The following is a 13,744-nucleotide window of genomic DNA, read 5'->3' as shown; positions in this document are numbered from 1 at the left end:
GGGTCAGGGTCTTGCGGTGTGAGCCAGCAGGTACTCCCGGCCTCCCATTGTTGTTTTTTGCGCGGGTGGCGAAATTGGTAGACGCACCAGGTTTAGGTCCTGACGCTGGCAACAGTGTGGGGGTTCGAGTCCCCCCCCGCGCACCAACCTTTAACAGGCATCTTTGAGGGATGCCGCAGGTGAAAGTCCTGCCAAAACCACAATTAGGAGTTAGCCATGGCCGTTACTGTAGAAACTCTGGAAAAGCTGGAGCGCAAGATCACGTTGACCCTGCCCGTGGGTGTCATCCAGACTGAAGTGGACAGCCGTCTGCGCAAGCTGGCCCGTTCCGTGAAGATGGACGGTTTCCGTCCCGGCAAAGTGCCCATGAACGTGGTGACACAGCGCTACGGTTACTCCGTGCACTACGAAGTGATGAACGACAAGGTGGGCGAGGCCTTCGCCACCGCCGCCAACGAAGCCAAGCTGCGCGTGGCTGGCCAACCCAAGATTACCGAGAGCGAAACCGCTCCCGAAGGTCAAATGGCCTTTGACGCCATTTTCGAAGTGTTCCCTGAAGTCAAGATTGCCGACCTGGCCACTGCTGAAGTGGAAAAGCTGTCTGCCGAAGTGACCGACGAAGCCATCGACAAGACCATCGAAATCCTGCGCAAGCAGCGTCGCACCTTCGCCCAGCGTGCGCAAGGCACCGCTGCACAAGACAACGACCGCGTGACCGTGGACTTTGAAGGCAAGATCGACGGTGAAGTGTTCTCCGGCGGCAAGGCCGACGACTTCCAGTTCATCCTGGGCGATGGCCAGATGCTGAAGGAATTCGAAGATGCCACCCGTGGCATGAAGACTGGCGAAAGCAAGACCTTCCCCTTGGCCTTCCCCGCCGACTACCACGGCAAGGACGTGGCCGGCAAGACCGCCGACTTCCTGGTGACCCTGAAGAAGCTCGAAGCCGCCAATCTGCCGGCTGTGGATGGCGAACTGGCCAAGTCCCTGGGCATTGCCGAAGGTACCGTGGAAGCCCTGCGCGCCGACATCCGCAAGAACCTGGAACGTGAAGTCAAGCACCGCCTGCTGGCCCGCAACAAGCAAGCCGCCATGGACGCCTTGGTGGCCAAGGCCGAACTCGACCTGCCCAAGTCAAGTGTTCAAGCTGAACTGGACCGCATGATCGAAAACGCCCGTGCGGACCTGAAGCAACGCGGCATCAAGGACGCTGACAAGGCCCCCATTCCTGACGACATCTTCCGTCCCCAAGCCGAGCGCCGCGTGCGTCTGGGCCTGGTGGTGGCTGAGCTGGTGCGCGCCAATGATCTGGCTGCCAAGCCCGAACAGATCAAGGCTCACGTCGACGAGCTGGCTGCCAGCTACGAAAAGCCTGCTGACGTGGTTCGCTGGTACTTCGGCGACAACCGCCGCATGGCCGAAGTGGAAGCCATCGTGATCGAAAACAACGTAACCGACTTCGTTTTGGCCAAGGCCAAGGTGTCTGACAAATCCATCTCGTTTGACGAGCTGATGGGCCAGAACTAAGCACCTGCGCACCCGGGGTGCTTGGCACGCCGGTACAGAAATGGGGCTTGCGCAGGACTTGCAGTCCAGCGGTCAAGCCCCATTTGCATGGAGGCTACGGTTTTTCGGTACAGTTACCCCTTCAATTTGGAGAGCTTATGAACGTGAAATATGGAATGTCCGGCGCAATGGAAACCCAGGCCCTGGGCATGGTTCCTATGGTCATCGAGCAGTCGGGCCGCGGTGAGCGCTCCTACGACATTTACTCGCGCCTGCTCAAAGAGCGCGTGATCTTCCTTGTCGGTCCGGTCAACGACCAGACGGCCAACCTGGTGGTGGCACAGCTGTTGTTTCTGGAGAGCGAAAACCCCGACAAGGACATTTCGTTCTATATCAACTCGCCCGGCGGCTCGGTGAGCGCAGGCATGGCGATTTATGACACCATGAACTTCATCAAGCCCGACGTGTCCACACTGTGCACCGGCATGGCGGCCAGCATGGGGGCATTCTTGTTGGCTGCTGGTGCCAAGGGCAAGCGCTTCTCGCTGCCCAATTCCAAGGTCATGATTCACCAGCCTTTGGGTGGTACCCAAGGGCAGGCTACGGAAATCGAGATCCACGCCCGTGAGATTTTGAAGACCCGCGAACAGTTGAACAAAATCTTGGCCGAGCGCACCGGCCAGCCGCTGGAAAAGATCGAGCGCGACACCGAGCGTGACTATTACCTGTCTGCTGACGAAGCCAAAGAGTACGGCTTGGTGGATCAGGTGATTGCCAAGCGCCCCTGAACGGACTTCCGAAAGCGTCCTCCAACGGTGTCTTTCTGATGGAAAGGCACCGTTTTTATTTGGTTATCATTGGTTAACTTAGCGGAAAAGGCAGACTTCACATGGCCGAGAAAAAAGGCTCAACCAGCGAAAAAACCTTGTATTGCTCTTTCTGCGGCAAGAGTCAGCACGAGGTCAAGAAGCTGATCGCTGGCCCGTCGGTGTTTGTGTGCGACGAGTGCATCGAACTCTGCAACGAAATCATTCGCGACGAGCTGCCAGCGACCACCGAGAACAAGGACGGTCGCAGCGACCTGCCTACGCCGTCCGACATCAAGGCCAATCTGGACAACTACGTCATCGGACAAGAGCCAGCCAAACGCACCTTGGCCGTGGCGGTCTACAACCACTACAAGCGCCTCAAGCACAAGGAAAAGGCGAAGAAGGACGATGTGGAACTGGCCAAGAGCAATATCCTGCTCATCGGTCCCACGGGTTCAGGCAAGACCTTGCTGGCGCAGACGCTGGCGCGCATGCTCGACGTGCCGTTTGTGATGGCCGATGCCACGACGCTGACCGAGGCCGGCTATGTGGGTGAAGACGTGGAAAACATCGTCCTGAAGCTGCTGCAAAGCTGCAACTACGATGTGGACCGCGCCCAGCGTGGCATTGTTTACATCGACGAAATCGACAAGATTTCCCGCAAGTCTGACAACCCTTCCATCACACGCGACGTGTCGGGTGAGGGCGTACAACAGGCGTTGCTCAAGCTCATCGAAGGCACCATGGCCAGCGTGCCACCGCAAGGTGGGCGCAAGCATCCCAACCAAGACTTTGTGCAGATCGACACGACCAACATCCTGTTCATCTGCGGTGGCGCTTTTGCAGGACTGGAAAAGGTCATCGAGAGCCGTACCGAGTCTTCAGGCATTGGCTTTGGTGCTGCGGTCAAGAGCAAGCAGCAGCGCGCGCTGACCGAGGTGTTCAAGGAAGTAGAGCCTGAAGACCTGATCAAGTTCGGTCTGATTCCTGAACTTGTGGGTCGAATGCCCGTGGTGGCGACGTTGGCAGAGCTGACGGAAGACGCCCTGGTGCAGATCCTGACCGAACCCAAGAACGCACTGGTCAAGCAGTACGCCAAGTTGTTGGCGATGGAAGGTGCCGAACTGGAGATTCGCCCAGCCGCCCTGAAAGCCATCGCCAAGCGGGCGCTGGTTCGCAAGACTGGTGCACGGGGATTGCGCTCCATTCTGGAGCAGTCCCTGATCGACACCATGTACGAGTTGCCCAATGCGGTCAACGTCGAGAAGGTGGTGGTTGATGAGTCCACCATTGAAGAAAACAAGCCTCCTTTGCTGGTTTACCGCGAATCAGCCAAGAAGGCCTGATTGCCACCCGCCCAATGACCAGATTTACACGGTTTTTGGGTGGGTTCAACGGAACTTCTGTCCCAATCTGCTGCCGATAATGGCAGTGCGCTTGAATTTCGGGCATCCCGGTCCATATTCAACAGGTAACAAAAAGGTTCCCCATGTCTGGCCACACACCCCTGCCTGCTACCCCCCTTGATTTGCCACTGTTGCCCCTGCGTGACGTGGTGGTTTTTCCCCACATGGTGATCCCGCTCTTTGTGGGCCGCCCCAAGAGCATTAAGGCGCTTGAAGCCGCCATGGAGGCCGAGCGTCGCATCATGCTTGTGGCCCAAAAGGCTGCCGCCAAGGATGATCCGGTGGTCTCCGACATGTTCGACGTGGGTTGCGTGTCCACTATCCTACAAATGCTCAAGCTGCCCGATGGCACCGTGAAGGTGTTGGTGGAAGGCCACCAGCGTGCGCGCGTGAACGAGATCGTGGAGGGCGAGCAGCATTTCACGGCCAATGTCACGCCCATCGAAATTCCTGACGACAGCAGCGACAAGGCCCGCAAGATCGCCAGCGAAGTGGAGGCCCTGCGCCGCGCGGTGATGCAGCAGTTTGACCAGTACGTCAAACTCAACAAGAAGATCCCACCGGAAATTCTGACTTCGATTTCCAGCATCGACGATGCTGGCCGCCTGGCCGATACTATCGCGGCCCACCTGCCGTTGAAACTCGACAGCAAGCAGGCCGTGCTGAGCCTTCCTGAGGTCAAGGACCGCCTGGAAAACCTGTTCGAGCAAATCGAACGCGAAGTCGACATCCTGAATGTGGACAAGAAAATCCGTGGCCGTGTAAAGCGTCAAATGGAAAAGAACCAGCGCGACTTCTATTTGAACGAGCAGGTCAAGGCCATCCAGAAAGAACTGGGTGAGGGTGAAGACGGCGCCGATATCGAAGAGATCGAGAAAAAGATAAAGGCCGCCAAGATGCCCAAGGAGGCCTTGAAGAAGGCCGAGGCCGAACTCAAGAAGCTCAAGCTCATGTCCCCCATGTCGGCCGAAGCTACCGTGGTGCGCAACTATATCGAAGTGTTGACCGGCTTGCCCTGGACTGCCAAGACCAAGATCAAGCACAACCTTGTGAATGCCGAAAATGTGCTCAACGAAGACCACTACGGCCTAGACAAGGTCAAGGACCGTATCTTGGAATATCTTGCTGTGCAGCAGCGCGTAGACAAGGTGAAGGCGCCCATTCTCTGCCTGGTAGGCCCCCCTGGTGTGGGCAAGACCTCGTTGGGTCAATCCATTGCGAAAGCGACGGGGCGCAAGTACGTGCGCATGGCCTTGGGTGGCATGCGTGACGAGGCCGAGATTCGTGGTCATCGCCGTACCTACATCGGTGCCATGCCTGGGAAGGTGCTGCAAAGCCTGTCCAAGGTTGGTACCCGCAATCCGTTGTTCCTGCTGGATGAAATCGACAAGCTTGGAACGGATTTCCGCGGCGACCCCAGCAGTGCGCTGCTGGAGGTGTTGGACCCCGAGCAGAACCACAAGTTTGGCGACCACTATGTGGAGGTGGACTACGACCTGAGCGACGTGATGTTCGTGGCCACTAGCAATTCGATGAACATTCCGCCCGCACTGCTGGACCGTATGGAAGTGATTCGCCTCTCGGGTTACACCGAAGACGAAAAAACCAATATCGCCATCACCTACCTGCTACCCAAGCAGATGAAGAACAATGGCGTGAAGGCCACTGAGTTGTCTATTTCCGAAGGTGCTGTGCGCGATATCGTGCGCTACTACACCCGCGAGGCCGGTGTGCGTTCGCTGGAGCGTGAACTGTCCAAAATCTGCCGCAAGGTGGTGAAGGGGCTGTTGCTCAAGAAAATGCAAGGCCAGGTACAGGTTACCGTGGACAACCTCAATGAATTCCTGGGCGTGCGCAAGTACACCTATGGCCGTGCAGAAGAGCAGAATCAGGTCGGCCAAGTGGTTGGTCTGGCCTGGACCGAGGTGGGTGGCGATCTGTTGACCATCGAAGCTGCACTCACGCCTGGTAAGGGCATCATCACGCGCACCGGTTCGCTGGGCGATGTGATGAAGGAGTCCGTGGAAGCTGCTCGCACTGTAGTGCGCAGCCGTTCGCGTCGCCTGGGTATTAGAGACGAGGTGTTCGAGAAGAAGGACATTCACATCCACGTGCCTGATGGTGCAACGCCCAAAGACGGTCCGAGTGCCGGTGCAGCTATGGCAACAGCTTTTGTTTCCGCGTTGACCGGCATTCCCGTGCGCGGTGACGTGGCGATGACCGGTGAAATTACCCTGCGTGGTGAGATCACGGAAATTGGCGGGCTTAAAGAGAAGCTGCTGGCCGCGTTGCGCGGTGGTATCAAGACCGTACTCATTCCTGAGCAAAATGCCAAGGACCTGCAGGACATTCCAGAGAACGTCAAAAACGGTCTGGAGATCGTGCCTGTGCGCTGGATTGATCAGGTGCTGGAGCTTGCGCTGGAGAGTCATCCTGTGCCTCTGAGCGAAGAAGATGCGTTGCCTACGGCAGCTGTTGCAAGCATCGCGCCTGCGGCTCAGATGGATGACCCGGTCAAACATTGAGTGTTGATACTTTTTGGGTTCAACTGGACTTGGGCCCGAAAAGTAGGCTATAATTTGAGGCTTGAAACGCGGGAATAGCTCAGTTGGTAGAGCGCAACCTTGCCAAGGTTGAGGTCGAGAGTTCGAGACTCTTTTCCCGCTCCAAAATTCGTGCTGGAGCATCGTTTTCAGTGCATTGCCAGTTCATGCGGGAATAGCTCAGTTGGTAGAGCGCAACCTTGCCAAGGTTGAGGTCGAGAGTTCGAGACTCTTTTCCCGCTCCAGTTTAAAAAATGGAAGTCTTGACTTCCATTTTTTTATTCAAGTGGCGCGGTAGCAAAGCGGTTATGCCCCGGATTGCAAATCCGGTTAGTCCGGTTCGACTCCGGACCGCGCCTCCAGATTTATCTGGTTCAAACGCCTCGTCAACGTCAGTTGCCGGGGCGTTTTGTTTGACAATAGGCTTACGTGCCCGAGTGGTGAAATAGGTAGACACATCGGACTTAAAATCCGCCGCTTCGTGAATAACGGGCGTACCGGTTCGATTCCGGTCTCGGGCACCAATTCAACATATACCTATGTCCAATTACAACGCCCCCTTCGAAATTCACGTGCACGGCCAGGTGCTGTTGCGAGACGATGTGACATTTGCGAACCTGCAGGACGCGCTCAAGCCCCTGTGGAAATATGCGGGTGCGAAGTCCTTGGCCGATGGTGCCAAGAGCAGCTACGAAGACGAACCCGGTATCCAGCTCGATGCGCACGATCACGTGCTGCAAATGTGCTGGACCGTGCCGGGCGATGAGGACTTTCGCCAGACGCTGGATGAGGTCTGCATGAACCTCAACGAACTGGCCAACGCGGGCGCTGCGATTGAAATCACGTTTTACGACACCGAGTTTGATGAGGAAGAGGGACCGACCGGGTCCCAGTCGCGCGATGATTTTGTAATGCTGTTTGTGGGCCCCAATCCCGCGGCCATCATGCAGGTGCAACGTGACCTGCTGGTGCAGGACGTCATCAACCTCATGGAGCGCCATTTCGATGGCGCCGAACTCGGCGGTGTGGTGGCGGAAGTGGACAAGCTGTTTGCGCAGCGTTTCGATGATCTGGTGAATTCACTGGAGATAGGCAAGCCTCCGCGTGGCTCTGGCGGCGGTTTGGGGGGCGGTCACGGTGGTGGTAGAAAACCGCGCCACTTGCATTAAAGGGCAAACCATACTGTGGTCTGGTGTAAGGGTGTCCTATACTGGTTTCCGTGTATGGCGCACTTGTATTTCGCCTCAATGATCGTTGGTGATTCTCCAGACCTCCATGCTTAAAAAAATTGGCGTTGACCAGCTGACTGTTGGCATGCATCTCAAGGAGTTCTGTGGCTCCTGGATGGAACATCCCTTCTGGCGCTCCGGCTTCGTGATCACCGATCCGAAAGACATCAAGACCATCCTGGCCAGCAGCATCAAGGAAGTCTGGATTGACAGCAGCAAGGGCCTGGATGTGCCGGCGGGTCAATCTGTGGTGACCGAGTCCGAATCGGAGGAGCAAGTAGACGCCGAGTTGCGCCAAGCGGTGTCATCCCAGCGCGAGGTGGCGCCGGTCTCCGTAGAGGTCGAGATCCAGCGGGCTGCGAAGATCTGTTACCAGTCCAAGCAAGCCGTGATTTCCATGTTCCAGGAAGCCCGCATGGGCAAGACGGTTGACGCGGGCGGCGCCAAGCAGATGGTTGAGGAGATTACCGACTCGGTAACCCGCAATCCTGGCGCCCTGATTAGCTTGGCGCGACTCAAGACCGCTGACGACTACACCTACATGCACTCGGTAGCGGTTTGCGCCATGATGGTGTCACTGGCCAAGCAACTGGGGCTGGACGAGGCGCAAACTCGCTCTGCGGGCTTGGCTGGCCTGCTGCATGATTTGGGCAAGGCAGCCATGCCCATGGAGGTGTTGAACAAGCCGGGCAAATTGACCGATGCCGAGTTTTCCATCATCAAGACCCATCCTGAAAAGGGCTATCGCCTGCTGCAAGGAGGCAAAGACGTGGACCCTATGGTGATGGATGTATGTCTGCACCACCATGAAAAGACGGATGGTTCGGGTTACCCCAAAGGGCTGAAGGGCGACGAGATCAGCCTGTTTGCCAAGATGGGCGCGGTGTGCGATGTGTATGACGCCATCACCTCCAACCGGCCTTACAAAACGGGTTGGGATCCTGCGGAGTCGCTGCGAAAGATGGCGGAATGGTCCAATGGCCACTTTGATGCGAAAGTGTTCCAGGCCTTTGTGAAGAGCTTGGGCATTTACCCGATCGGTTCGCTGGTGCAACTGAGCTCGGGACGCTTGGGTGTGGTGGTAGAGCAGACGGCCAAATCACTCACCACGCCCTGCGTGAAGGTGTTTTTCTCGACCAAGTCCAACATGCGTATCGTGCCGGAGCTGGTCGATTTGTCGCGCCCCGGCAGCACCGAAAAAATTGCCAGCCGTGAAGACCCCGCCAAATGGCGGTTTGCAGATTTGAACGAACTTTGGTCTGGCCTGCCACAGGCGCCCTGGTAGCCGTCTAGCCCCCGTAGTTATTGAGCAAGCAGCTATCAAAAAAAGAGCAAGTGTTTATGGCACTTGCTCTTTTTTGCTTTAGCAGCCTCGGGTAATGGGCATCTCGACAGGTTTGGGATTCAGCGCGTATTTGCCGAGTTCCAGTTTGGCAATCGCATTGCGGTGCACTTCGTCCGGACCGTCGGCGAAACGCAGCGTGCGCGCCTGGGTGTAGCTGTAGGCCAACGGGAAGTCGTCGGACATGCCGCCGCCGCCGTGCACCTGCATGGCCCAATCAATCACCTGGCAGGCCATGCTCGGTGCCACCACCTTGATCATGGCGATTTCGTTTTTGGCAAACTTGTTGCCCGCAATGTCCATCATCCAGGCCGCCTTGAGCGTGAGCAGGCGGGCCATGTCGATTTTGCAGCGGGCCTCGGCAATGCGCTCCTGCGTCACGGTTTGCGCGGCAATGGGTTTGCCGAATGCTACGCGGCTGGAGGCGCGCTTGCACATCAGCTCCAGCGCACGCTCGGCCAGGCCGATGAGGCGCATGCAGTGGTGGATACGCCCGGGGCCGAGGCGGCCTTGGGCGATCTCAAAGCCGCGGCCTTCACCCAGCAGGATGTTGTCGATTGGCACGCGCACGTTCTCGAACCGCATTTCCATGTGACCGTGGGGGGCGTCGTCATAGCCAAACACGGTGAGTGGGCGCACCACGGTGATGCCTTTGGTGTCCGCCGGCACCAGCACCATGCTTTGTTGTGAGTGGCGGGGTGCTTCAGGATCGGTTTTGCCCATGGTGATGTAGACGGCGCAGCGTGGGTCACCCGCACCGGAAATCCACCACTTGCTGCCATTGATCACGTACTCGTCGCCTTGGCGCTCGATGCGGGTGGCGATGTTGGTGGCATCGCTGGAGGCCACATCGGGCTCGGTCATGGCGAAGGCTGAGCGGATCTTGCCTTCGAGCAGTGGCTTGAGCCAGCGTGCTTTGTTCTCAGCCGAGCCGTAGCGGGCGATAGTTTCCATGTTGCCGGTGTCGGGGGCCGAGCAGTTGAAGACTTCGCTGGACCACATCACGCGGCCCATGATTTCGGCCAGCGGCGCGTATTCCTGATTGGTCAGGCCAGCGCCGTGATAGCCCGAAGCCTCAGCACTGTCCACGGGCAAAAACAGGTTCCACAGGCCGGCAGCCTGGGCCTTGGGTTTGAGATTTTCGATGGTTTGCAGCGGGGTCCAGCGTTTGCCGGCAGCCGTGTTGGCGGTGATCTCCGCGTGGTACGAAGCCTCATTGGGGTAAATGTGGTCGTCCATGAACTTGAGCAAGCGCGCCTGCAGTTCTTTGGTCTTGGGGGAGTAGTCGAAATCCATGGAGTCTCCGGTGGGGATTGAGGGCGGTAGGGCGTATTGGGGGTAAGAAGAGACGCAATCAGGCCTGGCAAGCAAACTTCCAAGCCATCTGGGCCAATGGGCGGGCACCCGCGGCCGAGCTGACTGCCTGGGCGCTGGATGCCGTGCCGGCTTCCACACGCTTGGCAATGCCTTGCAGGATGGCCGCGATACGGAACATGTTGTAGGCCATGTAGAAGTTCCAATCCGCCTTCAGCTGGGCGGGCTCGGCTAGCCCGGTGCGGTCGCAGTACATGCGGATGTAGTCGTCTTCACTGGGAATGCCCAGCGCTGCAAAGTCCAGCCCGCCAATGCCGCGGAAGGCGCCCGGGGGAATGTGCCAGGCCATGCAGTGGTAGCTGAAGTCGGCCAGCGGGTGGCCCAGCGTGGAAAGCTCCCAGTCCAGTACCGCGCGCACTTTGGGTTCGCTGCTGTCAAACATCAGGTTGTCCAGTCGGTAATCGCCATGCACGATACTGACCATGCTGTCGTCACGCGCCATGGCAGGAATGTTCTTCGGCAGCCATTCCATGAGTTGGTCCATCTCCGGGATGGGTTGGGTGATGGAGGCGACGTACTGCTTGCTCCAGCGGCCGATTTGGCGCTCGAAGTAGTTGCCGGGCTTGCCATAGGCGGCCAGGCCGCGCTCGGCAAACTTCACAGTGTGCAGCGCCGATATCACGCGGTTCATCTCGTTGTAGATGGCACCGCGCTCCTGCGGGTTCATGCCGGGCAGGGACTGGTCCCAGAGCACGCGGCCTTGCATGAACTCCATGACATAGAAGGCGCGGCCGATGATGGATTCGTCTTCGCACAGGCAGTGCATTTGCGGCACCGGCACATCGGTGCCGTGCAGGCCCTGCATCACCGCAAATTCACGCTCCACCGCATGGGCTGAGGGGAGCAGCTTGGCCACAGGGCCGGGCTTGGCGCGCATCACATAGCTCTTGCTTGGTGTGTTGAGTTTGTAGGTGGGGTTAGATTGCCCACCCTTGAACATCTCCACCTGCAGTGGACCGGCGTAGCCCGGCAGGTAGGCTTGCAGCCACCTGTCCAGTGCGGCCAGGTCAAACGCGTGCTGGCCCGAGACCGAACGGGTGCCTACAAAGTGGTCGAAGTCGCTCATGCAGTGGTGGTGTGGGTGAGATGAAAAGAATCAGACGTCGGCGTCAATGATGTGCATCAGCGCGGCGCGGTCGCGTATCACCAGGCCACCCGGTTCGATGCGGATCACTTCCTCCCGCTCCATGGCCTTGAGTTCCTGGTTCACGCGCTGGCGCGATGCGCCCAGCAACTGGGCCAGTTCTTCTTGTGCCAGCTGCAGGCCAATGCGCACCTCGCTGCCATCGCTGAGCGAGGGCACGCCGTAACTGCGCACTAGGTGCAGCAGTTGCTTGGCCAACCGGGCACGCAGAGGCAGGGTGTTGAGGTCTTCCACCAAGCCGTAGAGTTGGCGAATGCGCCGCGCGTGCAGGCGCAGCATGGCTTCGTACAGCTCCACATGGTTGGCCAGAATTTTGCGGAAGTCGGCTTTGGCCACGCAGAGAATCGTCGTGTCCCCATGTGCGTAGGCGTCGTGGGTGCGGCGGTCCCCGTCGAAGATCGCCACATCGCCAAACCAGATGCCCGGCTCCACATAGGTCAGCGTGATCTGCTTGCCCGAAATGGAGGTGGAGCTCACACGCACCGCACCGCGGGCGCAGGCAATCCATTCCTCGGGCGGTTCGCCGCGCGCCGCAATCAGCTCGCCGTCTTTGTAACGTTTGACGTAGGCGCATCGAAGAATGTCGTGTTTGAGGGAAGGTGATAGGGATGAAAACCAGCGCCCCGCATTGATTGCGGAACGTTCATCAATAGTAAGAATGGGTTCGTCCATGGCCTGTCTTTTGTGTGACTTGCAGAAGGGAAATCGCGCTCACATTGTCACCCCCGGGACCGCGAGCAGTACCGGGGGTTGTCACCAGTGCGTCTGGCGCAGTGCCTACTCTTCTTCGTGCAGCAGGCTCAGGCCAATGGCGCCGCGGCGGCGCAACCAAGGGCTGGGGCGGTAGCGCGTGTCGCCATACACCGTCTGCATGTTGAACAGCACCTCGAGCACATTGGTGGGGCCGCACAGATTGCCCAGTGCCAGCGGGCCCGTGGGGTAACCCAGGCCCAGCGTGACCGCGGTCTCCAGATCCTTGGGGCTGCAGATGCCTTGTTGGCAAATGTCACTGGCAATGTTCACGATGTTGGCCACCACGCGCTGCGTGACAAAGCCGCCGCTGTCACGCACCACGCTCACGGCCTTGCCATCGCGTGCAAACAGGGCGTGTGCGGCATCGCGCATGTCGGTGCGCGTGGCCGGGTTGGTAGCCAGCACGCGGCGTTTGGTTGCCGCGTCGTCCATCAGCATGTCGATGCCCACTGTGCGCGCCGGGTCCAGCCGCTCCACCACGGCTACCGTGGTGATGTCAAAGCCCAGCGGCGCGACCAGCGTCAGTGCGATGGGCGAGGGCGATTGACCGGTTTCGATCTTCGCGCCCAGATTTTTCAGCAGCATGAGCAGCTCCATGCGGCGCGATGCGCGGGGCGACAGCCACACGGGCGGCATCTCGGCGACCACGGGCACCGGAGGTTCGTCGGGCACGACTGCTTTTCCGTCCATGTAAGGGTAGAAGCCTTCACCCGCCTTGCGGCCTGTCAGGCCACCAGCTAGGCGTTGTGCGGTTATCACGCTGGGGCGGTAGCGTGGTTCCTCGTAATACTGGTGATAGATGGACTCCATCACAGGATGCGACACGTCCAGCCCGGTCAGGTCCATGAGCTCAAACGGGCCGAGCTTAAAACCCACCTGGTCGCGCAAGATGCGGTCGATGGTGGCGAAATCGGCCACGCCCTCGGACGCAATGCGCAGCGCCTCCGTGCCGTAGCCACGGCCGGCGTGATTGACGATGAAGCCCGGTGTGTCCTGTGCCAGCACGGGCGTATGGCCCAGGTCTTTGGCGTACTGCCGCAGGGCCTGCACCACGGCAGGGGCCGTCTTGATGCCCGGAATGACCTCCACCACTTTCATCAGCGGCACTGGGTTGAAGAAATGAAAACCTGCCAACTGCGCGGGCCGCTGCAGCCCAGCCGCCAACGCGGTGATGGAGAGTGACGAGGTATTGCTGGCCAGCACAGTGGACGGCGCAGTGCAAGCCTCCAGCGCTTGCAGCAGTTGGGTCTTGGCGTCCAACCGCTCCACCACAGCTTCCACAATCAGGTCGCAATGCGCCAAGTCGCGCAACTCGGACGCTACTCGGACGCGTGCGGTGAACGTGTCTACGTCTTCGGGTTGGATGCGCTGTTTGGCCGCCAGGCCCTGCCACTGCATGTGCAATTGCTGCCAAGCGGCCTGGGCCGCTTCGGGGCTCAGGTCAAACAGTAGCACTGTGCTGCCGGCTTGCGCCGCGATTTGCGCAATGCCGCGCCCCATGGCGCCTGCGCCAACAATGCCGATATGAAGAAAGTGTGGGTTCATGCAGCAATTATCTGGCTGCAGCCGTGAGGAAACACCCCCAAGTTGTCACCCAAACGATAGCTTTGGCCTCGAATCGGATATGCGAGAATTGTT

The 13,744-nt window shown here is 58.8% G+C and carries 10 protein-coding genes and 5 tRNA genes; 11 read left to right on the top strand and 4 right to left on the bottom strand.

Annotated elements, in window-relative coordinates; all coding sequences use genetic code 11:
- Positions 1 to 59: 59 nt before the first annotated feature.
- The 11 genes from AC07OE_RS09485 (at position 60) to AC07OE_RS09435 (ending at position 8,778) form a co-directional block, all read left to right on the top strand.
- Positions 60 to 146, top strand: a tRNA-Leu gene (locus tag AC07OE_RS09485).
- A gap of 70 nt (positions 147 to 216) precedes the next feature.
- The gene (gene tig, locus AC07OE_RS09480; RefSeq protein WP_495070313.1) at positions 217 to 1,527 is read left to right on the top strand and encodes a trigger factor; all 1,311 of its coding nucleotides are present in this window, start codon (positions 217 to 219) and stop codon (positions 1,525 to 1,527) included.
- Positions 1,528 to 1,664: 137 nt separating this feature from the next.
- Complete coding sequence (gene clpP / locus AC07OE_RS09475; protein ID WP_255413700.1) at positions 1,665 to 2,294, top strand: ATP-dependent Clp endopeptidase proteolytic subunit ClpP; 630 nt, start codon at positions 1,665 to 1,667, stop codon at positions 2,292 to 2,294.
- A gap of 101 nt (positions 2,295 to 2,395) precedes the next feature.
- A complete protein-coding gene (gene clpX / locus AC07OE_RS09470; protein WP_495070312.1) occupies positions 2,396 to 3,661 on the top strand; it encodes an ATP-dependent Clp protease ATP-binding subunit ClpX in 1,266 nt (421 codons plus the stop codon).
- Between the two features lie 143 nt (positions 3,662 to 3,804).
- The gene (gene lon / locus AC07OE_RS09465; RefSeq protein WP_495070311.1) at positions 3,805 to 6,246 is read left to right on the top strand and encodes an endopeptidase La; all 2,442 of its coding nucleotides are present in this window, start codon (positions 3,805 to 3,807) and stop codon (positions 6,244 to 6,246) included.
- 68 nt (positions 6,247 to 6,314) lie between these two features.
- Positions 6,315 to 6,390, top strand: a tRNA-Gly gene (locus AC07OE_RS09460).
- A 43-nt stretch (positions 6,391 to 6,433) separates the two neighbouring features.
- Positions 6,434 to 6,509: transfer RNA gene (locus tag AC07OE_RS09455), tRNA-Gly, on the top strand.
- 43 nt (positions 6,510 to 6,552) lie between these two features.
- A tRNA-Cys gene (locus AC07OE_RS09450) sits at positions 6,553 to 6,626 on the top strand.
- A 69-nt stretch (positions 6,627 to 6,695) separates the two neighbouring features.
- Positions 6,696 to 6,788: transfer RNA gene (locus tag AC07OE_RS09445), tRNA-Leu, on the top strand.
- Positions 6,789 to 6,803: 15 nt separating this feature from the next.
- Entirely contained in the window at positions 6,804 to 7,433 is a 630-nt protein-coding gene (locus AC07OE_RS09440) for a DUF6806 family protein (protein ID WP_495070310.1), read from the top strand.
- A gap of 106 nt (positions 7,434 to 7,539) precedes the next feature.
- Positions 7,540 to 8,778 carry a cyclic di-GMP phosphodiesterase gene (locus tag AC07OE_RS09435; RefSeq protein ID WP_495070309.1) on the top strand — a complete coding sequence of 413 codons (1,239 nt, stop codon included), beginning with the start codon at positions 7,540 to 7,542 and terminating at the stop codon, positions 8,776 to 8,778.
- A 78-nt stretch (positions 8,779 to 8,856) separates the two neighbouring features.
- Here the strand turns inward: AC07OE_RS09435 and AC07OE_RS09430 are convergent, their stop codons facing one another.
- The 4 genes from AC07OE_RS09430 to AC07OE_RS09415 form a co-directional block, all read right to left on the bottom strand.
- Positions 8,857 to 10,131 (bottom strand): acyl-CoA dehydrogenase family protein, encoded by a 1,275-nt coding sequence (locus AC07OE_RS09430; RefSeq protein WP_495070308.1) that lies wholly within the window; start codon positions 10,129 to 10,131, stop codon positions 8,857 to 8,859.
- 58 nt (positions 10,132 to 10,189) lie between these two features.
- Positions 10,190 to 11,275, bottom strand: coding sequence for a phosphotransferase (locus tag AC07OE_RS09425; RefSeq protein ID WP_495070307.1), 1,086 nt, complete (start codon positions 11,273 to 11,275; stop codon positions 10,190 to 10,192).
- A 30-nt stretch (positions 11,276 to 11,305) separates the two neighbouring features.
- Positions 11,306 to 12,025 carry a Crp/Fnr family transcriptional regulator gene (locus AC07OE_RS09420; protein WP_495070306.1) on the bottom strand — a complete coding sequence of 240 codons (720 nt, stop codon included), beginning with the start codon at positions 12,023 to 12,025 and terminating at the stop codon, positions 11,306 to 11,308.
- A gap of 105 nt (positions 12,026 to 12,130) precedes the next feature.
- Complete coding sequence (locus AC07OE_RS09415; RefSeq protein ID WP_495070305.1) at positions 12,131 to 13,651, bottom strand: 3-hydroxyacyl-CoA dehydrogenase; 1,521 nt, start codon at positions 13,649 to 13,651, stop codon at positions 12,131 to 12,133.
- Positions 13,652 to 13,744 lie beyond the last annotated feature (93 nt).

This window comes from Rhodoferax sp. GW821-FHT09E07 (genome assembly GCF_059416145.1).
Note: the sequence above shows the minus strand (reverse complement) of the source record. Positions and strands in the feature narration are given on the sequence as shown.

Coding starts and splice junctions, on each gene's coding strand:
- tig (WP_495070313.1), top strand. CDS start 217: ATGGCCGTTACTGTAGAAACTCTGGAAAAGCTGGAGCGCAAGATCACG.
- clpP (WP_255413700.1), top strand. CDS start 1,665: ATGAACGTGAAATATGGAATGTCCGGCGCAATGGAAACCCAGGCCCTG.
- clpX (WP_495070312.1), top strand. CDS start 2,396: ATGGCCGAGAAAAAAGGCTCAACCAGCGAAAAAACCTTGTATTGCTCT.
- lon (WP_495070311.1), top strand. CDS start 3,805: ATGTCTGGCCACACACCCCTGCCTGCTACCCCCCTTGATTTGCCACTG.
- AC07OE_RS09440 (WP_495070310.1), top strand. CDS start 6,804: ATGTCCAATTACAACGCCCCCTTCGAAATTCACGTGCACGGCCAGGTG.
- AC07OE_RS09435 (WP_495070309.1), top strand. CDS start 7,540: ATGCTTAAAAAAATTGGCGTTGACCAGCTGACTGTTGGCATGCATCTC.
- AC07OE_RS09430 (WP_495070308.1), bottom strand. CDS start 10,131: ATGGATTTCGACTACTCCCCCAAGACCAAAGAACTGCAGGCGCGCTTG.
- AC07OE_RS09425 (WP_495070307.1), bottom strand. CDS start 11,275: ATGAGCGACTTCGACCACTTTGTAGGCACCCGTTCGGTCTCGGGCCAG.
- AC07OE_RS09420 (WP_495070306.1), bottom strand. CDS start 12,025: ATGGACGAACCCATTCTTACTATTGATGAACGTTCCGCAATCAATGCG.
- AC07OE_RS09415 (WP_495070305.1), bottom strand. CDS start 13,651: ATGAACCCACACTTTCTTCATATCGGCATTGTTGGCGCAGGCGCCATG.